Annotated in this window: 16 protein-coding genes; 8 read left to right on the plus strand and 8 right to left on the minus strand. The window is 47.5% G+C overall.

Annotated elements, in window-relative coordinates:
- The first annotated feature begins 224 nt into the window (after positions 1-224).
- The gene (locus tag V6C93_RS11705; protein ID WP_333476835.1) at positions 225-2,288 is read left to right on the plus strand and encodes a potassium channel family protein; all 2,064 of its coding nucleotides are present in this window, start codon (positions 225-227) and stop codon (positions 2,286-2,288) included.
- A 90-nt stretch (positions 2,289-2,378) separates the two neighbouring features.
- Entirely contained in the window at positions 2,379-3,263 is an 885-nt protein-coding gene (locus V6C93_RS11710) for a hypothetical protein (RefSeq protein ID WP_333476836.1), read from the plus strand.
- On the opposite strand, the gene V6C93_RS11715 is transcribed toward V6C93_RS11710, so the two are convergent.
- The gene (locus V6C93_RS11715) at positions 3,260-3,388 is read right to left on the minus strand and encodes a hypothetical protein (RefSeq protein ID WP_333476837.1); all 129 of its coding nucleotides are present in this window, start codon (positions 3,386-3,388) and stop codon (positions 3,260-3,262) included. The two genes, V6C93_RS11710 and V6C93_RS11715, sit on opposite strands and share 4 nt — an antisense overlap.
- Before the next feature lie 42 nt (positions 3,389-3,430).
- Here V6C93_RS11715 and V6C93_RS11720 point away from each other — a divergent pair, with 42 nt between their 5' ends.
- The 5 genes from V6C93_RS11720 to ureA all read left to right on the plus strand — a co-directional run bounded on the left by V6C93_RS11720 (position 3,431) and on the right by ureA (position 7,699).
- The gene (locus V6C93_RS11720; RefSeq protein ID WP_333476838.1) at positions 3,431-4,357 is read left to right on the plus strand and encodes an SPL family radical SAM protein; all 927 of its coding nucleotides are present in this window, start codon (positions 3,431-3,433) and stop codon (positions 4,355-4,357) included.
- Positions 4,350-5,669, plus strand: coding sequence for a hypothetical protein (locus tag V6C93_RS11725; RefSeq protein WP_333476839.1), 1,320 nt, complete (start codon positions 4,350-4,352; stop codon positions 5,667-5,669). The genes V6C93_RS11720 and V6C93_RS11725 overlap by 8 nt, the downstream gene beginning before the upstream one ends.
- Positions 5,670-5,867: 198 nt before the next feature.
- Entirely contained in the window at positions 5,868-6,365 is a 498-nt protein-coding gene (locus tag V6C93_RS11730; protein ID WP_333476840.1) for a pentapeptide repeat-containing protein, read from the plus strand.
- 27 nt (positions 6,366-6,392) lie between these two features.
- A complete protein-coding gene (locus tag V6C93_RS11735) occupies positions 6,393-7,271 on the plus strand; it encodes an urease accessory protein UreD (protein WP_333476841.1) in 879 nt (292 codons plus the stop codon).
- A 125-nt stretch (positions 7,272-7,396) separates the two neighbouring features.
- Positions 7,397-7,699 (plus strand): urease subunit gamma, encoded by a 303-nt coding sequence (gene ureA / locus V6C93_RS11740; protein WP_333476842.1) that lies wholly within the window; start codon positions 7,397-7,399, stop codon positions 7,697-7,699.
- Here ureA and V6C93_RS11745 read toward each other — a convergent pair.
- The gene (locus V6C93_RS11745; protein ID WP_333476843.1) at positions 7,696-8,049 is read right to left on the minus strand and encodes a hypothetical protein; all 354 of its coding nucleotides are present in this window, start codon (positions 8,047-8,049) and stop codon (positions 7,696-7,698) included. The genes ureA and V6C93_RS11745 overlap by 4 nt on opposite strands.
- Before the next feature lie 536 nt (positions 8,050-8,585).
- Here V6C93_RS11745 and V6C93_RS11750 point away from each other — a divergent pair.
- Entirely contained in the window at positions 8,586-8,912 is a 327-nt protein-coding gene (locus V6C93_RS11750) for an urease subunit beta (protein ID WP_349262689.1), read from the plus strand.
- A gap of 132 nt (positions 8,913-9,044) precedes the next feature.
- Here V6C93_RS11750 and V6C93_RS11755 read toward each other — a convergent pair whose 3' ends face one another.
- The 6 genes from V6C93_RS11755 to V6C93_RS11780 all read right to left on the minus strand — a co-directional run bounded on the left by V6C93_RS11755 (position 9,045) and on the right by V6C93_RS11780 (position 22,190).
- Positions 9,045-9,491 (minus strand): chemotaxis protein CheW, encoded by a 447-nt coding sequence (locus tag V6C93_RS11755; protein ID WP_333476844.1) that lies wholly within the window; start codon positions 9,489-9,491, stop codon positions 9,045-9,047.
- 249 nt (positions 9,492-9,740) lie between these two features.
- Positions 9,741-13,295, minus strand: coding sequence for a hybrid sensor histidine kinase/response regulator (locus V6C93_RS11760; RefSeq protein ID WP_333476845.1), 3,555 nt, complete (start codon positions 13,293-13,295; stop codon positions 9,741-9,743).
- A 143-nt stretch (positions 13,296-13,438) separates the two neighbouring features.
- On the minus strand, positions 13,439-19,624 hold the full coding sequence (locus tag V6C93_RS11765; protein ID WP_333476846.1) for a GAF domain-containing protein: 6,186 nt from the start codon (positions 19,622-19,624) through the stop codon (positions 13,439-13,441).
- Complete coding sequence (locus V6C93_RS11770) at positions 19,621-20,163, minus strand: chemotaxis protein CheW (protein WP_333476847.1); 543 nt, start codon at positions 20,161-20,163, stop codon at positions 19,621-19,623. The genes V6C93_RS11765 and V6C93_RS11770 overlap by 4 nt, the downstream gene beginning before the upstream one ends.
- A 152-nt stretch (positions 20,164-20,315) precedes the next feature.
- Positions 20,316-20,681 carry a response regulator gene (locus tag V6C93_RS11775; RefSeq protein ID WP_333476848.1) on the minus strand — a complete coding sequence of 122 codons (366 nt, stop codon included), beginning with the start codon at positions 20,679-20,681 and terminating at the stop codon, positions 20,316-20,318.
- A 147-nt stretch (positions 20,682-20,828) separates the two neighbouring features.
- The gene (locus tag V6C93_RS11780; RefSeq protein WP_333476849.1) at positions 20,829-22,190 is read right to left on the minus strand and encodes a response regulator; all 1,362 of its coding nucleotides are present in this window, start codon (positions 22,188-22,190) and stop codon (positions 20,829-20,831) included.
- Between the last annotated feature and the right edge of the window lie 822 nt (positions 22,191-23,012).

The raw sequence follows: 23,012 nt of genomic DNA on the forward strand, positions 1-23,012 counted from the left end.
AGAATCGGGTTTGGTTTTGGTATCTACCAGCAGTCACCTCGTCGATTATATCATTGCACAGATGAGCCTGTTGTCTCAGGAGGGATTGGCCTCTGTCCTGAGAGCGATCGCATCTCGCATGGCGGCGGATGAATAACTTTCCAGTGAAAACAGGTGAAGCTGAGTCTTGCACCATGCCCTCGCCTATAATCGAAGCTAAATTAGCTTGACAAATGGCGAAAACAATGGAAAAAGCTGCGAATTCTCAGCAGCGTTCCAATGCCTCTCCGATAAAATTAAACCGTTTTTTGGTCTGTGGGCTGGGCAGTTTGGGTCAGCAATGTGTCGTCGCTCTCAAAGGATTTGGGGTTAGTATCATTGCCATCGAGGAAGCGCAGCCCAGGCATTGGGAAATTCCTGATATACCCAACCTATTAGAAGATCTAGTCATCGGCGATTGTCGCCAAGAGAGTGTTTTAAAGCAAGCCAAGATTCAGCAGTGTCGAGCCGTCCTTTTGGTCACCAGTAGTGAACGCATCAATACAGAAGCCGCCTTTGCTGCACGACTTTTGAATCCCCACACCCGTTTAGTGGTGCGTTCTGCCAAAGAAAATCTCAATGAACTGTTGAGCAAACACCTGGGGAATTTTGTTTCCTTTGATCCGACTCAGCTTCCTGTAACGGCGTTTGCTCTTGCCGCGATGGGAACCATGACCTTGGGTTTTTTCAACCTGGAAGGGCATCAACTGCGGGTGGTGAAGCGTTACATCCAATCAGGTGGGCCGTTTTGCAGACGATTGGTGTACGAACTCAACAGTTCCACACGTCGAGTTCTGAGTCACATGCCCAACTCATCTAGGATGGTTACGGGGTTTCACCAGTGGGAACCGAATGCCCTTGTGCAGGCGGGAGACACGATTGTTTACGTTGAAGTGACCGAAAAATTGTCTAGCCGTTCTGAAAAACGAGTAACGGAGACGAAGCGAGAACGGCGACAATTTTTGCAAGCCATTGTTCAGGGTCTAAGTTGGCTAAATCTCAAACGCAAGCTCATCCAATTGTGGCAATCCACCTACCAGCATCAGGTGCGGCGGGTTGCGATTGTCAGCGGGATTACGGTGTTGTTCCTGTGGCTGTTGGGAGCATTGTTGTATCGGTTGTACTATCCCAACATGAGTACGGTCAATGCTTTGTACACAACGGCAATCCTGCTGTTGGGAGGCTTTGGAGACCTTTTCGGCGGGTTTAACTTTACAATTCCGGTGCCTTGGTGGTTGCAGTTGATGAGTCTGGGACTGGGTTTGGCAGGCACGGCTTTTGTGGGGGTGTTGTATGCGCTGCTCACAGAAATGCTCTTAAGCGCTAGATTCCAGTTTTTAAAGCGCCGTCCGCCCGTGCCGCTACAAGACCATGTGGTGGTGATTGGATTAGGCCGCGTCGGTCAGGGGGTGGCAGGGATGTTGCAAGAATTTAAGCAATCGGTGGTAGGGATTACCAATACAGAGCTTGATGCCAATATTTTACCGAAACTTCCCGTAATTACGGGAAATTTTGCCGAAGCGTTGAAGATGGCGAATCTGCCTACGGCAAAAAGCGTCTTAGTGGCAATGGATGATGAGATGCTGAATCTAGAAGTCGGGCTGATGGCACATGCGGCGAATCCAACGGGTGGTTTAGTCATCCGGACTTTCGAGGAAGGCTTGAGTAAGAATTTGGCACAGTTATTGCCCGATGCCCAAGTCTTGTGTGCTTATGCTTTGGCAGCAGAAGCGTTTGCGGGGGCGGCGTTTGGGGAAAATATTGATAACCTGTTTCGCCTGGATAACCAAACCATCCTGGTGACGGAGTACCACATTGAAATCAATGATACGCTCAATGGGTTGCTGTTGGCAGAAGTAGCCTATGGCTACGGCGTGGTTCCCATGCTTTACCAAAGAGGGCATGAAACACCTACATTTATGCCATCTGATGATATCCGTTTAGCGATTGGCGATCGCATGGTGGTTTTAGCCACCAGTATTGGTTTACGACGCGTTGAAGAAGGGTTCAAGAGCATTCTGCCCAAACGCTGGCGAGTGCTGGTAGAGAAAGCAATGAACCCAGAGGCGATTTTTGAGGGAGCGAATGCGATCGCGCGAATTTCCGGCTGTGACCTCAGCACCGCTAGAGCCTTAATGCACAAATTACCAGGGGTATTGCAAGTCCCCCTGTACAAACACCAAGCTCAACGCCTCGTGCGATCGCTCAAACAGGCTCAGGTGAGAGCTCGCCTGATAGCAATTACAGAAAAACTGATAACTGATAGCTGATAACTGCTCATTGCTTGAACCCTCCCAAAAGCTGCCAGGAGGACGCTAAATTTGTAATGCTCAACTCGCTAACTCAAGGTAAATAAGCTGATGCAGAAATGGATTCCACAAGTTATAACCATCCTGGGAGTAACCGTTGCTTTTAGTGCCTTGCCTCCCGTCGCTCAGGCTCAACCCTCACAGACAGTGCAGGTACAATCTCAGCCTTCTATTGATAACACAACGGCTCCTGAAGCGAATAGCCAACTGAGTAATCAACCCGATTTAGCCCTTTTAGCCAAAACCGTTGCCAATTTTGTTAAAAGTGAGCGCTATCAGACGGAGTCTGAACTGCAATTAAATGCTACATCATCAGGTACAACGGTTAGGTCTTCTGCACAGGTCAAAACTCTTGCTCAATCTCCGCAGCAGTTTCGCTCAGAAATTACTTTCGGTACACCAGGCAGTTCTGGTGGAAGACGATATCTTGTCGTCTCTAATGGTAAGCAGGTGTGGATTTATCGCCCTGATTTAAAGCAATATGCTGTCAGCGATTACGCCAGTTTTAACAAATCCGATAATTCATTTTTAATCGGGATGTCCTCTTCTTTATTTTTAGAAATAGCACCAGAATTTAAACCGCTCAGGGTACAAGGTTCAATTTCAGACCAGAAGATCCGCGAAATTTTGGCAGAAATGCTGCGTTCTGAAAAAACTAATCTCAAGGGTGATCGGCGTAGCATTGAAGGACGAGACTACTATGTTTACGAGTATACAGATACCAAAGAAGGATATACAATCAACGCTCTGGTCGCACCCGATCAGGCAACTGTGGAGCAGATACGAATTGTTAGCCAATCAGAAGGTGTAGATGTCGTAATCAACGAAAAAATTTTGCGTCGAGTTGAGAATCCTGCGATCGCACCTGATACCTTCAATTTTTCGCCACCTCAAGGAGCGAAGAAGGTAAAATCCATTTCTTTAGAACCGTTTTAAGTGATGTACATTGAACGGCTAAGTGGATTGCGATCGCCGATTACTTCATGTCCAGGAACTAGAGGATAGGAAGAAATTCCGTAAAATTCCCGTAGCACTGACCCTGTCAATACGCCTAACATCATTTGTGAGTACTTACCATCCAACCCCAGATAGCAGGTTTAACGATGGCAAAACCGCACTATGAAGGCTATACAACAGAGAAACACACCGTTTTACTCCGGGAAAACTTTGGCAGTGCGAATGTCTATGCCAAAAATACCCAATCAATTCTGAATCAAGCAACAGGCTTTATCAATGCCTATGATTTCACCTTAAATCCTTATCGGGGTTGCCAATACGGATGCAGTTATTGCTATGCCGCCGCCTTCAGCCCTAACAGCAATATGCGCCAAGATTGGGGCAATTGGGTGATTATCAAGCAAAATGCAGCAGAACTTTTGCAAAAAGAGCTAGCCAGATGGTATCCAAACAATCCTGATAAGCTTCCTAGAATTTACATGAGTAGCGTTACCGATCCCTATCAACCGATTGAATCCAAAGAAGGACTCACGCGACAGTTGTTAGAGGTGATGCTTGAATATGCACCCATCCTAATTCTGGTTATTCAAACTCGTAGCCCAATGATTACCAAGGATATCGATTTATTGCAACGGTTTAAGAATCTGCGGATCAACATGAGTATCCCCACCGGAAGCGAAGCGGTAAGGAAAGATTTTGAACCCCGATCACCCAGCATCAAAGCCAGACTCAATGCCGTTCAGAAAATTAAGCAAAGAATTGACCCTTTAAAGGGGTATGTGCCAAAGTTATCAATTACTATAACTCCAACGCTTCCCACTCCTTTGGATGAGCAGGAAGTCTTCATTAATCAGTTAAAAATTGCTGATCGCGTGGTGATTCAAGAATTTCATGCGAGTTCTGGGCGATCCCTTGTGGCATCAACCCGCGAAGAAGCTTTGGCACTCAAGCGCAAATATGCCTGGTGGTATGACAACGAAGAGAAAAGTTACCAGCAGTTTAAGCATAAGTTAGCCTCTATGCTCACTGATATTCAGATTATGGAAGGAAAAGAAGGTTTTGGTTATGAGTAATCCGCTTGCTCACTGGTGGCGATCATATCAGTTTCGTAATGCACTACACCAAGGTAATGAGCGACGAGCACAGCATATCTTGCAAGAAATTGAAAAGTCTAGTGCCAAACTATCCTGGTTAGAACAGCTATTTAGGAAGAAACTACAGTCCGAGCAATCCTTAGCTTTCTACAAGAGAGAATTCACCTCTTTATCTGGGCGTCTCAACCCAGCCTTACAGAAGCTCGAAGAATTAGAGCAACAACAAAATGGTAATAAGCAGGAGAAAAGTTTATTACTTCCCGATGAAAATTTTATTCAATTTGTACAAAATAAATTTAATTTTATTGAGCATGATGATTTTAAACTGCAATCTACAGGTATAGAGAAAGGTGTATTTGATGATTTTGAAAAAGAATTAGTCAATTTTTTAAAAACCGAACTTGAAAAACGTCCTAAAGATACGCTTGCAGCCGAGTTACAAGACGCTATCAAAGACATTGAAGGATTAAAACATGGAGTAGACCCTCAATATAGTTTTAATTTAAGTTCTCATGTTTATTTAATAAAGTACTTTTTAGAAAATGTTTATTGTACTTATATAGCATGGTTTTTAGTTTATAAAGCAAGTTTAATTTCCAAGACTATCAAAATTCTAGATATTGCAGCTGGTCCTGGAACAGTTGCTTACGGACTGGCTTTGTTGTTACAGAGTAGTAGTGGTTTCTTCCCCATGCCTAAGATGCATATCTCTTACTACTCTTTAGAAAAACAATCTTTATTACAATTTCGCGGACTACAGTTTTGGAGAAGGTATATAGAACCACAACTTATTCCTATCAATGCTTACTTTAGGTTTGATACAACAGATATTTTTGATTACAGCAATAAATCTCAAAAGCTTCCTGAAGGATTTTTCGATTTTATCGTGATTTCTCACTGCTTCTTTTATGAAGCACAGCAGAGAATCGATTCTCATAATATTTACAAAAATATTTTTCAAAATAATTTAAGAACAGGAGGTTATGTTTTGTTAATAGTGCAGGGTACCAAGCTATTCAAGACCTATAATGTTCGCCAAACTGAAGACATTATTCAAGAACAGAACGTTATTAACCTGTTTCTTGAGGAATTAGGATTAAGGCTAGAGTGGTACAAATACCTTACATCAACCGATAAGAGAATCCCTACATTTGGGGCTGAGTTTGCCAAATTTGCCACAGATAACTTACCAAAACAGAAGTATATGAACTCGTTAAAGCAGCGGTACTTGGGTCAAAAATTTGAATCAAATTACGTCATTGATGACTATGTAATTCTGGCGAAGCGATGACTATCAATTTAATTAACTCTACTACTATTAGCTTCCCCTTTGAAGCCGGAACTCATACGAGGAGCTTGAAGGGATCAGCGCAATACCTCTGTCAATGACTAATCATCCACTGAAGCATGGAATAGGGTAAGCTAAGAAGCTGAAGATTCTTGAAGAATCGTAAAAAAAAGTAAAGCGATCGTTAAAATTTAGATGATCATGAGATACTTTCATCCACTAGCGGCATTCCTATTGGCACTCATTCTTCTTTTCTTCCCCCTATCGGCACAAGCGGCAAGTTCTTCGTCGATTTCTCGCTCCGTTGGCAAGGGGGAACTCACGGGCAAAGATTTTTCCAGTCAAAGCTTGATTGGGCAAGAGTTTACCAGCGTCAATCTGGAGCAAACCAACTTTAGCAATGCAGATTTACGGAATGTGGTGTTTAGCAGTTCAACCCTAAAGCAGGCTTCTTTGCATGGGGCAGATTTTACCAGTGGAATTGCTTATCTGTCTGACTTCACCGGAGCCGATTTGAGCGATGCCGTTTTGACGGAAGCGATTATGTTGCGTTCTCGCTTTGATGAGGCAGACATCACCGGGACTGACTTCACAGATGCCGTTTTAGATGGTGTTCAGATCAAAAAACTCTGCGCTAGAGCAACGGGTGTTAATTCCAAAACAGGTGTGGCGACTCGTGAGTCTTTAGGATGCAAGTAAGGCGAGAACTGATGAGGAGATAAGGAGATGGGGGGAGGGACAGAGGTATGTTTACCAGGATGGCATGGCAGCTTGGAATTAGTCTATGTCCATCAGCACAACGGGACTCAGCTAACTCATGCCCAAATGCAAGCGCCTTTAAAGGTGCAGCGATCGTTTTATCCGGAGGGTTCAGCGGTGTGCCATAGTGTGGTGTTACATACTGCTGGGGGTGTTGTAGGGAGCGATCGCCTCTCCCAAACCATCCACCTGTCTCCCCGCGCCCATGCCTTAATCACAACCGCTGCCGCCAGTAAAATTTACGGCAGTAGGGGCAGAACTCGTACCTCTCCCGAAGGACAAGAAGCAAGACAAACCATTCATATTCAAATAGATACAGACGCATGTTTAGAATGGTTGCCCCAGGAAACGATTGTGTTTGATGGTGCAGTTTATCAGCAAGACTTGCAGGTAGAATTAGCACCGGGAGCCAGTTGGCTGGGATGGGAAATTACACGATTTGGGCGCAGTGCCAGGGGGGAAAGATTCTTGCAAGGAGAATGGCGATCGCATACTGAAGTCTGGCAGCAAGGACGCCCCTTATGGATTGATCGGCAATGGCTACCTGCTGGGGAGGAAATCTGCAACAGTCCTCATGGTTTAGCAGGACAGCCCATTGTGGCAAGTCTCGCTTGGGTGGGGCAAGTCGTATCACCAGAGATTGTAGAGAAAGCAAGATTACTTTGGAAAGCAGAGGAACGTCAAGGAGAAGCAGGTGTAACTCAGCTGATGTCAGGATTATTGTGCCGATATCGGGGTTCTTCCACCTCGGAGGTGAGAAACTGGTTTACGCAGGTTTGGCAGCTGCTTCGTCTGTCTTTTCTAGGACGCCCTAGTTGTCCACCACGAGTCTGGCAGAAGGGTTGAAAGTTAGAAGGTTGAAAGTTGAAAGTTTAAAAGAGAACCCTTAACCTTTAACCTGAAAACCTTCAACCTTCAACCTAAAAACCTTCAACCTAAAAACCTTCAACCCTGAAAAACCTTCAACCCCTATGCAACTGACGCCACAAGAAAAAGACAAATTACTCATTTTCACCGCCGCCCTGGTAGCAGAACGACGCAAGAACAAAGGATTAAAACTCAACTATCCAGAATCTGTCGCCTACATCTCAGCCGCAATCTTAGAAGGCGCGAGAGAGGGGCGTACTGTAGCAGATTTAATGAGTTATGGAACAACCCTTCTGATGCGGGATGAAGTGATGGAAGGCGTGCCAGAGATGGTACATGAGGTACAAGTGGAGGCGACATTTCCCGATGGCACCAAACTGGTTACAGTTCATGACCCAATTCGTTAGCGGTATAGTTTCACGGTCAGCATAATTCGTAAGATGAACTGCTCTAATTCTTGTAGTTTTCTACATCTGTAACTAATCTGATGAAGCCGTTTAATCAGAGCCTCCATCTCCTGCTTCTGTGCTTGAGATTGTTCTTCCCGCTCTTTGAGACCCTCAAAACCATAGATACACTCAGTCACAGAGCCCTGAAAGGCTTCGATTTCCGCTGTCGAGAAGTTTTCCGGTTTTTCCAAAAGTTTATCGATTGAATCTAAGAGCGTTTCAATCTCGCCTCGCTTGTATATTCTCCCCTTAATAACTAGATATCTAAGGATGGCTAAATTGCCTACAATGCCTTTGAGAGTATTCATTATCACAAAAAATCACATAATGGCATATATTATTGACCCAGTCTCAAAAAATTTAGGAGTTAGACGATCAAGGAAAAGGATGTGTGACTAAGAAATGAATCCCTATTCACTAGAATTTTGATAAATTCGGTAAAAAGACGTTTTATCCGACTGTTTGGGTTAGAAATTGAGGCCAGACTGATACTGATGTCAGAACTGGAAGGATTAGGGAAGGCTAATAATAAATCCCTAGCAGCCGCTAATTTTGGCTAAGTGGCTATAGTACTTATCAGCTTTAGCTTGGCAATTTATGCGCAAACTTTAATATTTCTCTAAAAATTTCAGTGCAACCTAGCACAATTTAACTCAGCGTTGAGCCTTTGTGAATACACCAGTGGGTAGCCAATCTCTTGAGAACACTCTCTTCTTAGTGGTTCCTATCTTATACCTACTACAATGTGAACCAGCAGGATTCCGGAGCAAGCGGGACTGTTTGCTCTCATGTTGGAGAGTGGGATACCTTATTCAAAAGTAATGGAATTGAGACGGAGGTTGGCATGATTCCAGGGGAAATCATCATCCAAGAGGGAGAAATCGAACTGAATGCAGGGCGTCCCACCGTGAGGTTGCAGGTAGCCAATACAGGCGATCGCCCGATTCAAGTGGGTTCTCATTTTCACTTTTACGAAGTCAATGAAGCGCTAAATTTTGACCGAGAGCAAGCCAAAGGAATGCGGCTAGACATTCCCGCCGGGACAGCCGTCCGGTTTGAACCAGGAGATGAACGGGAAGTGACATTAGTCCCTTTTATGGGGACGCGTCAAGTTTACGGTTTCAATGGCAGAATTAATGGTCGAATTCAAGCAGTGAACAGCGAACCGTGAATAGGTTAAGTAATAGTGTTCTTGTGGGGTGGGCATCCTGCCCGCCTGTAGCATATTGGATGCCACCCAAATAGAGATAAAAGCTCCATATAGGTAAGAATGGCTCTAACGGATTGGATAGGATGGAGCGCACTATTCTCCAACTCGCTTCAAATCGAGCAAAAAAATCGTTGTTGTGACTTTTTTTTGCGATATAACAGCGGCATGGCTAATTAGATTAATGGCACCTGACTGACGCTCAGACTGAGGAATAGAGCGCAGGCTTTCTCTCGGTAATTCCATCAAATTAGGCGGTTGCTCGACCGCAATGCCAAAAAGTTCTCCCTGAGGACTACGAGTAATGACTAAAAAAGGTTGGTTTGCAGGTACCTGAGGTTGCTCCTTTGGGCTTAACTGTTGATGTAAATCCAAAACTCTAATCGTATGGCGACCTAGCTGAACTAATCCCATTGCTCTGAGTCCTCCACTATTCATCGGAGGACAATTTACAACCTTCAGCACATCGCTCATCGGCAGTGCTAGGTGACAATCTGAAACTTTAAAAACAATGAATTTGTCTAGGGTTGACTCGTTGTGCATCTTGGTTCGGAGTTTTTCGGGGTTGGTTGTCAGGGGTTATTGGCTATCTCCTCAACGATCTGTCAATAACAAACAATAGACTTGTTGCAGAAGTCAGGGAAAAGGTTAACGGAGAAAGTGAAACCCCCTGGAGGGGATAAGGGGCAGAGGGAAAAGGAAGAAAAATTCCTTGACCTTTCACCCTTTTCCTTCAAGAGTGTAAAAGTCCCTAATGCATGAGGTCTAATGAATGAATTAGAACGCAGGAAGTCAGATTTTTGGCTCAATGGTATCGTTCACTGTCTCTAACAACTTGTGTTCCAGAAAAGGCTTAGTGATATAGGCGTTGGCTCCTAATTCCGCAGCAATTAAACGGTGCTTCTCACCGCTGCGAGAAGTCAGAATGACGACAGGAATCTTGGCCAAAGCCGAGTCTTGTTGACGGTGTTTGAGAAACTCAAACCCATTCATTCGAGGCATCTCGATATCGCAGACTACCAACTCGATGCCTGTCTGGAGCCGAAGTTGTTCGATCGCTTCGTAACCATCCTTCGCTTGAACCACCTGATAACCCGCCTTCTGTAGAGTCAGGGTCAGAGTTTGGCGCAGAGTGATGGAGTCATCCACGAGGAGAACCACCTTATTGAAGTTTTTCCTCACATCTGAAGCCGGGGGTGCCGATAGGGCCGCAGGCTTCTGGGGTGGCAATAGACGCTGTTGGGGATTCGAGGGCAGGAGATGAGCGGTCGAAGTGGCGAAAGCCTCCTCGGTACTGCTATCGGCTTGTTGCTCTAATACATGCTGAATCAAGGCTGCCGCATCGAGTACCAGTGTCAACCGACCGTCAGCTAAGATACTGCCACCATAAACGTAGTTAGGTGGCGTCATCATGCCTCCCAAAGGACGAATGACTAATTCTTGCTCTCCAATCAGCTGGTCTACTTCCAGCGCCATCAGTGTATCTTCCTCTACCGAGTAACCTTGCTTGACGCAACGGATGAGAATCACGGGTAACGCTTGTTCCTTCGAGACAAAAGAAGGCTTCGGCTGGAAGGCGAGGGGGAATGGCGGCGAGAAATAATCCATGACTCTCGTGAGAGGATGTATGGGAATGAGTTGCTCAGACGCCCGCGCTTTGCCTGATGTCCCTTCTGACTCAGAAACAGCCACTCTGCCAAAGCTATCAAACCCTGGGTTCCACCGCAGGACTTTGCCCCCTTCCCAGGCTCGAATCTGGTTGGCTTGAGGAATCAGAATGGACGCGATCGCATCCGTAAACAGGGCATAGATGTGGTCGCCTGCTTGACAGATGAGCAACTTGGCGATCGTTAGGTTGAGAGGAATTTGTAGTGTAAACGTTGTACTCTTTCCAGCCTCAGATTCAACCGCGACCGAACCATCGAGAGCATCCAACTGCGCGCGCACGACATCCAAACCAACGCCTCGTCCTGAAAGGTCATTGACCTCAAAGGCCGTAGAAAACCCAGGCTCAAAGAGTAAATCTGTCAGCTGAGCCTCATTGAGCGCACTAACCCGTTCCGGTGAGAAGAGATGTTCTACCGCCCGTTGACGAATCCTTTCAAAATTCAACCCTTGACCGTCATCCCGGACTTCAATCACCAAATGCCTACCCCGATGGACAGCCTTGATGGAAATCTGACCTTTTTGTGGCTTTCCCCGTTTTTGTCGAACCGCAGCAGACTCAATCCCGTGGTCAAAGGCATTGCGAACCAGATGCAGCAGGGGGTCATACAGCTTCTGAGCCACCATTTTATCCACTAAGACATCAGTGCCATGAAGTTCTAGCTCGACCCGCTTGTTGTGGGAAACTTCTAATTGCCGTAAGACACGGGGGAAGCGACCGAAGATCTCGGCTAAGGGCAACATCCGGGCTTCCATTAGGGCATCACGGGTACTGGATAACAGCCGACGTTGTTTGTCCAGAGTCTGATGAGATTGCTTCGTGAACAGGTCGATCGCTTCAGTTGCTTCTGCTAGTTGCACAGCATCTTCCAGAATGGACTGAACGAGGACTTGGGCTTCGCTGTAGCGGTCTAATTCCAGAGAATCGAAGCGGTCATCTGGGTTTGACAGTTTCAGGTGTGGAGAGGGGTGGGATAGCTTTGGCGTGGTGGGACGTACTAAGGTCCCAGTGCCTGCTTCGGAACTCCCATAAGCGACGCCTCCATTGGTCAGCCTTTGAAGCTGCAACTGTTTTCCCATCTGCCGTTGTTCTACATCCACAAACTGATGGTCTGACCAGTCCTGTAATTGACTCAGCAGTTGCTGATGTTGCTGAAGACGAGCCAGGAGTGTGCGAACGGCTGCTTTGAGTTGGTCGTTCTGGAGTGATTGGCGGTTTTGGTTGGTGAGTAATTCTCCAATGGCGTAATTGAGATGTTCTAAATGCTCCACATTGACCCGTACCGTGCGAGATACCGAGTTTGCGGCTGTTTCGGAGACCGCAGGGGGTGGAGTGTGAGTGTAGGAGCGCGCAGCGTGAACATCAGGGGGTGAGGCTGTGGCCTCATTGGCTTCTGTTTCTATCTTCGTTTCTCTTGCCGGCTCTCTCTCCCCTGTCCCTCCCCAAATAGCTTCTAAGAGTAAGTTGGCTGATTCATCAGTCTCAGATTCACTCACACTTTTCTCTGCCTCAGAGGGACTACTAATGGTGTGAAGGTCAGGTTGAGTCGCCCAGTCGTGAGAATGGAAGCTATAGTGTTCTGCGAGTTCCTGCTCATCGGGTGCGATCGCGCTATCCCCAACTTCTTGGGTGCTAGACGCCTCTATGTCGTTACTGCTGTCATATCCCGCTTCTATCCACTGCGGAATCTCTAGTAAGTTGTCGTCAACACTGACGCGATCAAAGTTAGGTGTATCGTAGGATTCTAGGTCACTGTGTAGGGATGTATAGCTATACGCTTCTACGTCCACAGTAGAATAATCGGAAAAGTCGGATACGGACCCACTTTGATCCGCTCTAGAAACACCCTGATCTTCGAGTACTTCTAATTCATAAGTGTCTATTTCAGTATGGCTTCCTAGTCCGCTCAGTTTTTGTAAGACTGGGGACGGTTGACCCCCTTGGGTGCGATCGCCATTGATCACCGCTAGCTGTCCGGTTTGGAAATCTTGTAACGCCGTTTGAGCAATCAGCGTCACTTGATCAGGATGAGCATCTAAGGCAAGGATTGCTGCTTGGGCAATGGCTCGAAATCCTGGTAAATTGAGAGACTCAGCCAGCCCCTCGAACACTTCGCTCTGAGTTCGGAGTGCGGTAGCGATCGCAGCGGGCTCAGCACTGGCAATGACCGCGGCAATCTCCTCTAAGCGTTGATTGACCCCGACTTCAAAAATGGAAAGTGTTACGTCGAAGCCCAATTCGATTGAGCTAGGAATTTGCGCTTCTGCGCTGAAGCAGTCCCCTAACTTCTCTTGCAGTTGGGCAAAAATAGTGGCGGTGCGATCAAGAATTTCAGCCTCATTGACTTTTCCTCCCGTCAGTTCACCGGCGAGCGGTAGACGAAGGCACTCATAACCCTCAAAAAGTAAGGCTTCGATTTCGGGGTCAATTGACAAGTCAGGGTTGAAGAGGGCTTTGAAAATATCCTCTAGAGAGTGAGCGACCGTTTTAATGGTCTCCAACCCAACACTAGCCGCAGCTCCTTTCAGGGTGTGAGTGGTTCGCATCAAGTTGTGAACTTTATTGATGCTGTAGTCTTCTCGGAGAGTGAGCAAGTCTTGTTCTAAAACTTGTAAGAGTTCCGGTGCTTCCTGAAGAAAGTATCGGTAGCTTTGTTCGCGAATGCTTGGGTCATTAGTCATCTGAACTATGAAGTGTGTTAGCGAATTTCATCCTTCATCCTTTCGGCTTGAGTAGCCCATAAAAGGTTGAAGGTTAGCCGATTAATTTTTTTCAACTTTCAACCTTCAACCTTCAACCTTCCAACCTTCCAACTTTCAACCCATTAATTAACCTTAAACTGGTCAGCGCTAGCTTGAAGGTTTTGAGCCATTTCGAGAAGTTCCTTAAAGGATGTGGAAATTTCTTTGGAATCCTCCGAGGTTCTGTTGGCGATCGCAGAGACTTCCGTCATGGTTTGGGTCACCGATTGGAATTCTTGAGTTTGTAGCTGGGTAGCATTGGTGATACCTTCCACGAGTTCACTGATTCGGCTCGTGGCGTCAATGATCGCATTCAGGTTCTGACGAGCATCTGTGACCAGATGCGTGCCCTGAGCCACCTGCTGAATCCCTGTCTCCATAACTGTAGAAACCTCAGCAGTACCCTTCTGAATTTCCTGAACTAACTGCTCAATTTCCGTGGCAGCCTCAGCCGACTGACGAGCCAGAGTTCGCACTTCATCAGCAACGACCACAAAGCCACGCCCATACTCACCCGCTCGCGTTGCTTCAATGGAAGCATTCAGAGCCAAGAGTTGGGTTTGAGTGGTAAAGTTACTGATCAGGTTGACCACGCGGGAAACCTTTTGAGAGGATTCACTCAAGCGCTTAATCCGTTTGCTGGTTTCTGCAACCGTCTCCCGGATAGCCAGAATCCCATCCACAGTGCGGTTCATCGCTTCATCCCCAGTGCGGACGATTTGGTTGGCCTGCTGGACTGACGCTTCCACTTCCTGAGCACTACTGCCCACCGCTTCAGTAAACTCGACCATCGTCTGGATTCGCTCTAGAGCTTTCTCTAGCGCTTGGAACTGCTGCTGCGCTTGGTTGGTGAGACTAGCGATCGCAACATCGCTCTCTTGGGAGGTTTGGGCGACTGTCCGAGAGGACTCTTGCACCTGTTGTACAATGCCACGCAGACTCTGTAGGGTGTTGTTGTAGGCATCGGCAACCGTACCCACTTCGCTTTCCGTAACAGGCGCTCGGACGGTGAGATTCCCTTCCAAGGCCGGTCGCACGGCGGACAGTAACTGCAACACCTCGTGCTGTAACGCTTCTTTATCCGCTTTTTCCCGCTCTGCCGCTTCTGCTAGCTGCTGAGACTGACGCTGGATCTGTTCCAGGGACTCGGCTTGTTGCAGAGCAATGCCTAGCTGTGTTGCCATCTGTACTAGGAGCTTGACCTCACCTTCTTCCCAGATCCGGGCTTCACTGTTTTGATAAACCGCCAGCAAGCCCCAAAGATTCTCACCATTAAACAGAGGGGTAATCACGTAGGATTTGGTACCCCACTGTTCCAGTTGCTGCTGCTCGAAGGTCAGATGATTACTGGTGGTGATATCGTTGACCACGCTCACTTCGTTTTTGCGATAAATGCCCCCTTTGGTTTCCTTCAATAGGGAATCGGTAACCTGTGCCCATTCCGTGCCCACCAACCTCATGTATGAGCCGCCGACATCTTCGAGTACAAATTCCCCACTCCAATTGGGATTGAAGCGATAGACAGCTACCCGATCCGCTTTGAGCAGTAACCGCAGTTCCTGAGCCGTGGCACGCAATAGAGTATTGGGGTTGAGGGTTCCCTGCTGCAAATGCTCAGCAATGCGCTGCCCCGTTTTGTAAAGCAGGTTGATGAAGTTGGTTTCTCGCTCAGCCAGCTTGGCATATTTATTGGACTGCTGCTCCAGTTGCTCCAGGTAGTTCACCCGTTGCAAAGCCGTGCCTACCCCTTGCCCGATTTGAGTCAGAGCTGTAACTTCGGCATTATTCCATTGACGTGACCCCGTGTTTTGGTAGGCACCGAGTATACCCCACAGCTTGTCTGCGACGAAAATTGGCGCAAGCACATAAGCTTTGACTTCAAATTGCTCCAAGATTTCCAGGTGGCACTCAGAGTGACCAATGGTGTAGACATCATCCACCACGAAGGTTTCACGGTTGCGATATCGACCGCCTTGAGTTTCTTGTAAATAGGTATCAGGCCAGACGGTTTGGATATCTTCAGGTCCCACCAACTGCACCCAGCCTTTTGCCACCGACTCAGCGACAAACTTACCACTCCAGTCAGGCTCGAAGCGATAAACAGCGACGCGATCGCACTTGAGCAATTGCCGAGCTTCTCGGTTCGTGGTGCGATAGATCGAGTCTAAGTCCTGAGACTGACTGAGCCGGGTGAGAATTTTCGCCACCGCCTTCTGGGTATCAGCCATTGTAGCGAGCTGGGTGGATTGCTCTTCCACCTTTCTGAGATACTGCACCTGCTCCAACGCCACCCCACACTGAAGGGCAATTTGCTTGGTAAACTGCATCTCATCCTTATTCCACTGACGTGGCCCACTGCACTGGTGAACGCAGAGCAAGCCCCACAATTCGGTTCCTTGCATCAGCGGTACAACCAGATTAGACCGCACTTGGAATTGGGAGAGGGTGGAAATATAACAATCGGCGAGATTGGCCTTGTAAATATCGGTAACAGCCCAGACACGACCCTTGCGATAATTTTCCGCGTGCTTCTCGCCAAAACAGTGGTCTTCTACCTTGATAGACATGGCCGGAGTAAAGCCTGCCCCCACATCTTCGGAAACCAGTTCCCCAGTATTAAAGCCAGAGTCAGGGTGAAAACGGAACACACCCACCCGGTCAGCTTTCAGCCATTGGCGCATTTCCGTACAGGTTGTCCGGAAAATTTGCTCTATCTCCAAGGACTGACGAATCTTGGAGATAATTTTGTTCGTGGCTTGCTCCAGTTCTGCGGTTTTAGCGATCTGCCTGGATTGTTCCTCCAACTGCGTTAGGTACTCCGACTGTTGTAGAGCCACCCCTAGTTGGGCGCTAACTTGCATGAGCAACTTAACTTCGCTCTCATCCCAATGCTTGGGACCGGTGTGTTGAAACGCACTGAGCAAACCCCAGAGTTTTTGTCCTTGGAAGAGAGACACAACTAGGCAAGATTTGATGCCAAAGTCCTCCAAAACATCCACATGGCACTGACTCAAGCCGCCGTTATACACATCATCCACGACAAGAGGTTCGTTGCTGCGGAACCGACCGCCCTGATTTTCTTGAATGTACGAGTCTTCCCAACCACTGCCAACGAGTTTAGGCCATCCTCCGAACTCCGATTCAAAGACAAAGTCACCGAAATAGTCGTCGCGGAACTTGTAGATGGTTACGCGATCAACACCCAACAGTATTCGCATTTCTTGCGCGGCTGTTTTGAACACGGTGTTGATGTCCAAAGTTTGACGAATTTTGTCAATCACCCTGGCTAGCGCTCGCTCCCGTTGTGTCTCTTTGGCGAATTGCTCGTTTTGAATATGAAGTTGTTTCAAGTACTCCGCCTGCTGGAGAGCCACTCCCAATTGGGTAGCGACTTGCATCATCAGCTTGACTTCGCTCTCATCCCAATGGCGAGCGCCACTGTTTTGAAAGGCGCTGAGCAAGCCCCAAAGCTTTTGTCCTTGGAAGATAGCCACCACCAGGCAAGATTTGACCTCAAACTGTTCTAAGGCTTCTACATGGCACTCGGTTAAGCCGCCATTGTAGACATCATCTACGACCAGAGCTTCGTTGTTGCGGAACCGACCCCCTTGATGTTCGTGCAGATAGGGGTCTTCCCAACCACTGCCCACGAGCTTGGGCCATCCCCCAAATTCTGATTCACAGACAAAGTCACCGAAATAGTCGTCACGGAACTTGTAAACGGTGACTCGCTCCACATTCAGGAGTTTACGAACTTCTTGTGTGGTTGTGGCGAAAATAGCGTCAATATCTAAGGATTGACGAATTTTGTCAATCACTTTGGCTAGCGATTGCTCCTGTTGTGCCTCTTTCTTCTGCCGCTGGTTTTGAGCATGAAGTTGTTTCAGGTACTCCGCCTGTTGAACACCAACGCCCAATTGAGTGGCCACTTGGTTTAATAATTTCACTTCATTGTCTTCCCAATGGCGAGTGCCACTGTTTTGAAAGGCACTGAGCAAACCCCAGAGTTTTTGCCCTTGGAAGATAGACACCACCAGGCAAGATTTGACGCCAAAGTGTTCTAATGCTTCTACATGGCACTCGGTTAAGCCGCTATGGTAAACATCATCCACGACCAGAGGTTCGTTGTTGCGGAACCGACCGCCTTGGTGTTCGTTCAAATAGGGGTCTTCCCAAGCACTGCCCACGAGTTTGGGCCAGCCCCCAGATTCGGATTCACAGATAAAGTCACCAAAATAATCGTCGCGGAATTTGTAAATGGTGACTCGCTCCACATTCAGGAGTTTGCGAACTTCTTGTGTGGTTGTCTCGAAGATGGTATCAAGGTTTGATGTTTGGCGAATCTTTTCGATGACGCGGGCTGTCATTCGCTCCTGATCGGCAACTTTGGCCAGTTGCCCAGTTCGAGCCTGAAGTTTTTCCAAATATTCCGCCTGCTGTAGCGCGACACCAAACTGCCGACCAATCAGCGATAACATACTGATCTCGGCGTCTTCCCAGTGACGCGCTCCAGAGTTCTGGAAGGCAGCGAGCAACCCCCACAGCTTGTCTCCCTCAAAAATGGGTGCGATCAGATAAGCTTTCGCCTCAAATTGCTCCAATAGCTCAATGTGACAATCGGTGAGACCGGCTGTGTAGATGTTATCGACGGCAGTGGTTTCTTCATTGCGATACCGACCGCCCTGCGTCTCTTGCAAATAGCTATCAGCCCAGACTTTTTGGATATTAGGCCCCACTAACGGCACCCAATCGGGTCCGACCGACTCTGCGACGTAGTCACCACTCCAGTCGGGAAGGAAGCGATAGACCGCTACGCGATCGCACTGAAGTTGCTGCCGAATTTCTTTGGTGGCGCTGCTAAAAACGGTGGCAACGTCCAAAGAGCGGAGAATATTTCTGAGGATTTTAGCCGAGACTTTACCAACGCCTTTTTCCAGCTCAATCTTCCTTTGCTGTTGGCTACGAACTTCCCCTAGCTGGAGGTTAAGCGTCAGTTCAGTGACAATATGGTAGAGCAGGTTAATTTCAGCTTCCTGCCAAGACCTTGAAGTCGAGCATTGTTGCACAACCAGCAAGCCCCACACTTGCTTATCTATAATGATGGGCAAACTCAGGCTGGCTTCAACTTGGTAGCGTTTGAGCAGTTGGACTTGGTAAGGACTCGTCATAGATGAGTCGCGAGCACTCAGGGTGACAGCTTGTTGCTGGTAGTAATCTTTCTGATTGTCAGCACCAAAGATCAGAGCTGGCAGAAATGCTCCTGCACTAGGGGTATACCCGCCCAACATCGCTTCAGTCAGCACGAGTCCGTGGGTTTCGGTCTGGAAACGATAAATCAGAACCCGGTCTGCTTTTAAATGGTCGCGAACCTCTGTAATCGTAATTTCGAGCAGGGTGTTAATCGTGTCAAAATTTGAGGCTCGGCGCATCCGTTCGGCAAGATTTAATAACCACTGCCGTTCGCGCTTAAAATAGTCTTCCATCTCGACCGTTGGATTACCCTTGGCTCCCATAGAAGCCCAATCCCCATTGACATAACTGTGGGATTGTTTGTGCTGGGGCTCAGGGTTGAACATTGGCTCCGATTGCTCAAGTTTCTGCATGGTTAAAGGTTCAGTTGTTTTGATATCTGGTTGAGTGAATTCGCCTGGATACTCCGTGCTCTCTTGTAGAGCTGTGTCGGAATCAACAGTGGATGCGGTATGGCTGTCCGATAGACTCGCCGGGAGACAAAGCTGTGCGGTGACTGGGTGAGGCGAGGATAACAATGGGTCGCCTATATCGGAATCGATTGGTGGGGACTCTTCGTATTCCCCACTCTCCTGACCTGGGGACTCTCCGTATTCCCCACTCTTCTGAACTTCGTGCCCTGTCAAATCTGAACAGGACGGGTAGGGCATTCCTGAATCGTCTGGAGTTCCTTCTATAGCCGTGTTTACTGTTTTGTAATACGGCTGCCCCCCAAGTGACAAAACGCGGTAGTCAGATGGTCTAACCCTTGAGGTGAAGACTAAGTCGTACAGAATCCCCTTTTTCCATAACAGGGAAACAGAGGCGCTATCATCTGAGGAAAAATTTCCGATTGTCGTAGTTTGGGTTAAGTATCTCTCTGGGTACCAATTGGTGGGAGGTAATTGGGGAAGAAGTAATGGCTTGCCATCTAACTCGTCATCCTCATCGGCTTGTTTTTTAGAGTTAAAATTTCTCCTGAGTTGCCTCAGCCATCGGACTGTTGAGAATGAGAGGGAGACTACGTTGAAAAAGCTCAAGAAACTCCTCTTTGTTGGTGTATCTTCCACAAGGGACTCCTCGTAATAGCCGTGACATCCAGGACAGTGCCGCCGTCTCCAGGCAAAGCCCCCAAGATAAAAGGCAGAAGCCTGGGTGGAAATAAGCCGATTGCCGCTGGTTGAAGTTGCTGCAACTCGTGTAATTCAATGTCGTTCACTTGCTGTACCACCAATCCCACTGATTGGTGATTAACCTGAACAACCATTGCTACTGGAGAAGCTCCCGCTGCCCAAGATACAGGCGGACTGCCAACAAGATGGTTTAGGTCTATCAGCCAGAGCATTTCTCCCCGCCAATTGCAAATTCCCAAAACACAACTGGGCATCTCAGGAACTGGCAGAATTTCCGCCGCGTTCAACCTGAGAATTTCTGCAATCTGCTCTAAAGGAAGCAGCGCACTGTCTTGCTGACCTAGGGGGAAGCGAAGTAGCCTCTGGCGAGTTTCTGGTGGGAGTGGCTCTAAGGTCAGAGGGTCAAGACTAGTTGCTGTTGAGCTGATAAACATTGGAGTGAGCATATCTAAATCCTGGTTTTCTTCATCAGTCGAACGGTTGAAGGTTTGAAGGTTGAAGGCTTGAAGGTTGAAGGTTTGAAGGTTGAAGGCGTCAACCTCCTTTCTTCACCAACTTTCAACCTGCCAACTTTCAAGCCCCTGTTTGGTACTAATGACTAAACCACTGTCAATTGCCGGATGGTTTGCATCAGTTCTTGCTGATTCACTGGCTTGGGTATGTAAGCATCTGCTCCCAGCATTGAACCCCAAAGTTTGTCTGCCTTGCTTCCTTTCGTTGAGCAAATCACGACCGGGATTTTTTGGGTATTGGCATTAGCTTTGAGTTCTCGGCAGAGTTCAAAGCCGCTTTGTCCTGGTAAGATCACATCCAGAATCACTAAATCCGGTTTCTGGGACTGGAGTTTGAGGTAAGCTTCCTCACCACTCTTGACACTGACCACCGTTAAACCTGCCTGTCTGAGGTAAGTAGTCAGCACCTGTGTCTCTGTCAAGCTATCTTCAACTAAAAGCACTGTAGTCATTTCAATATCCTGCTAAAAAACTTGGTCATATCCCTAAGGTTGCGATGAGAGAAAAGCCGGGTTCGCCGTGTGCCGCTTCCTAGGAGTGGGACATGGGTAGAGGCCCAACTTTGTAGTTCCGCGTTGCCTCTATTTCCTGTCTTGGTGTCACGACAGTCGAGGAGAACTTTTGTCTGCCGATTGGGTCGCCAGACGCTCTTCCCCGTTATCTTTCATGGATGGGACAGGTGTTAATGCCTGCGCTGATTTTTGTAGATGCATCCGTAGCATGTTCAGCATTTTCTCGGAATTGATGGGCTTAGCTAAAAAGCCTGAGGAACCCACCATCTTGGCTCGCACGCGGTCTACAATTCCGTCATTGCTCGTGAGAATAATTACAGGTGTGTCTTTGAGAACTGAAACACGGCGAATTTGGGAACAAATTTCATACCCGTTGGCAATGGGCATGACCAAATCTAAGAAGATCAGGTCAGGTTTGTTCTCTAGCAACATCGGTAATGCTTGCACGGGGTCGTGAATATTAATGCAGCGATAGCCAGCTTCTGTAAGAATTTTACGCATCGTTAGGCTATCGATCCGGCTGTCATCAATACAAGCTACTAAGGGGCTATAGGATTGACGTTCCGGATTTGGCGGTGGTGCCTGGTTTCCAGAGGTTGCGACTGGCTTGGCTACGGCTGCGTTAGGAAAGCGGGACTTGCCAGTATGCAAATCAGCGGCAGTTGGCTTAGGGGTAGTAGGTGTAACTTTCTTGAAGGAATAACTTAAATCCTCTACTTTTCTCAGTCCGATCAATCCTTGACGGACGCAGGGCATGATGGGTTGGGTGAGAGCCAACAGGTTCCGGTTCATCTTGACGGCTAAATCTCGGAAGGTCTGATTGCCATCTGCCAGGGTGCTTAGGTTGCGGTAGACAAAGGATGAGGTCTGCTCTTGCAACTTTTCTGGCTTCAAGATCACAGGAGCTAGGTTTGGAGAACAATCTTCCAATCCAGCTCGCTGCCAAGCCTCCCACAATTTTAGGGCATACCGCCAAGCCTGAGTCGTGGGAATTTTACGCACGTTTGCATCGTTAATATTGTCTACCAGAATTCTTCGATAGATCAGTTCTCCTCCAGCACGATTGCGGAGTTGTTCTCCCCACTGAATGAGATCGAACAGGATTTCCATAATTTGGCCTTCAACGACCGCCTCCAGTTGTTCCTGTTGAATTTTGTCTTGTCTTACCAATTCGACTAAGGAGTCGTAATCCGGCCATTGATGCGGGTTTGCCTCCTGAGCCAACATCAGTCGTGGACAGTGACGAAACAATTGCCGACTCCAACGGCGAATCGGATGCAACGTACTGGTACCCCAAATCAAACTTCCTAGGCAGAAATATAGTCTCCATTGCTGGTCTTGGATATTTTCAATTTTTAAATCCAACCAACCTGTAAATCGTTCTTGGCTATAAGCTTGGATTTGGTCTGACAGTTCAGCGATGCTAACTACTTCATAGTTAGTTGTCATCAGGGGCTTCAGCGAACTGATAGATGACGGAATAAGCATTGTGACAAAGACCTCGACTGTGAGAGTAAAGGGGTTCAGTAGCAGAGAGCAGACGCTGGAGTTTAAGCCAAACCAACCCAATGTTTAGTGAGGCTCTTGCTGATTCATGGATTCCACAACTTCGAGTCCACCGATAAAGCCCTGTAATACGCAATCAGCAAAGCTTGAACATTAAAGATTGAGTTCACAACACATGTAGGTAAGATGTTTCGGGATCTTGGCTAGTCGTAATACAAGTGGCTTTTCTATACGACCTTGAACACCCCCTAAACCTCCGGACTGGGCGATGATATGCCCATGCTCCGCATACGGCAACCCCTATAGGGCACGCCCCGCCGCTATCCCTAAAGCTCCGGATTGGTAGGGGCGAAGCTAAAAGAGCAATATGTTGCAGGTAATGATCGCGCATGATATAGTGGATTGCAGATGAGTGTAATACACCTTGGTGATGCGCCAGCTAGATAGCTATCCCTTTGTGTAATTCATGGAATTAAGAATTGCTGTCTTAGGCATCTTGGCTTGTGCCTCACACTGCCTAAGCCTCAATTGCCTTGAAAACCCTGTATTACAAAAATCCTGAGTTATTTAGAATTGATTGCGATAACAACGCAGAAAAGCTAAAATACCCCTGAAGCAAGCTTTTCGTTAAGTTTGTTTGCAGCCTGGGCTAGAAAATAGACTAGCTTACAGCTTTGGTAGATTTTCTGATTTCGGGTAGCCCTTACTTAGAAGGGTCAAGTTTGTCTTAACTCTTGACCGCTTGAAAACACCCTTCCCGTTGGT

The organism is Allocoleopsis sp. (assembly GCF_036703385.1).
GTDB lineage: Bacteria > Cyanobacteriota > Cyanobacteriia > Cyanobacteriales > Coleofasciculaceae > Allocoleopsis.

Excerpts from the sequence above, each read along its gene's own strand:
- V6C93_RS11725 (WP_333476839.1), top strand. The coding sequence starts at position 4,350 with ATGAGTAATCCGCTTGCTCACTGGTGGCGATCATATCAGTTTCGTAAT.
- V6C93_RS11710 (WP_333476836.1), top strand. The coding sequence starts at position 2,379 with ATGCAGAAATGGATTCCACAAGTTATAACCATCCTGGGAGTAACCGTT.
- V6C93_RS11750 (WP_349262689.1), top strand. The coding sequence starts at position 8,586 with ATGATTCCAGGGGAAATCATCATCCAAGAGGGAGAAATCGAACTGAAT.
- V6C93_RS11745 (WP_333476843.1), bottom strand. The coding sequence starts at position 8,049 with ATGAATACTCTCAAAGGCATTGTAGGCAATTTAGCCATCCTTAGATAT.
- V6C93_RS11720 (WP_333476838.1), top strand. The coding sequence starts at position 3,431 with ATGGCAAAACCGCACTATGAAGGCTATACAACAGAGAAACACACCGTT.
- V6C93_RS11705 (WP_333476835.1), top strand. The coding sequence starts at position 225 with ATGGAAAAAGCTGCGAATTCTCAGCAGCGTTCCAATGCCTCTCCGATA.
- ureA (WP_333476842.1), top strand. The coding sequence starts at position 7,397 with ATGCAACTGACGCCACAAGAAAAAGACAAATTACTCATTTTCACCGCC.
- V6C93_RS11755 (WP_333476844.1), bottom strand. The coding sequence starts at position 9,491 with ATGCACAACGAGTCAACCCTAGACAAATTCATTGTTTTTAAAGTTTCA.
- V6C93_RS11780 (WP_333476849.1), bottom strand. The coding sequence starts at position 22,190 with ATGACAACTAACTATGAAGTAGTTAGCATCGCTGAACTGTCAGACCAA.
- V6C93_RS11735 (WP_333476841.1), top strand. The coding sequence starts at position 6,393 with ATGGGGGGAGGGACAGAGGTATGTTTACCAGGATGGCATGGCAGCTTG.
- V6C93_RS11775 (WP_333476848.1), bottom strand. The coding sequence starts at position 20,681 with ATGACTACAGTGCTTTTAGTTGAAGATAGCTTGACAGAGACACAGGTG.
- V6C93_RS11730 (WP_333476840.1), top strand. The coding sequence starts at position 5,868 with ATGAGATACTTTCATCCACTAGCGGCATTCCTATTGGCACTCATTCTT.
- V6C93_RS11770 (WP_333476847.1), bottom strand. The coding sequence starts at position 20,163 with ATGCTCACTCCAATGTTTATCAGCTCAACAGCAACTAGTCTTGACCCT.
- V6C93_RS11715 (WP_333476837.1), bottom strand. The coding sequence starts at position 3,388 with ATGATGTTAGGCGTATTGACAGGGTCAGTGCTACGGGAATTTTACGGA.
- V6C93_RS11760 (WP_333476845.1), bottom strand. The coding sequence starts at position 13,295 with ATGACTAATGACCCAAGCATTCGCGAACAAAGCTACCGATACTTTCTT.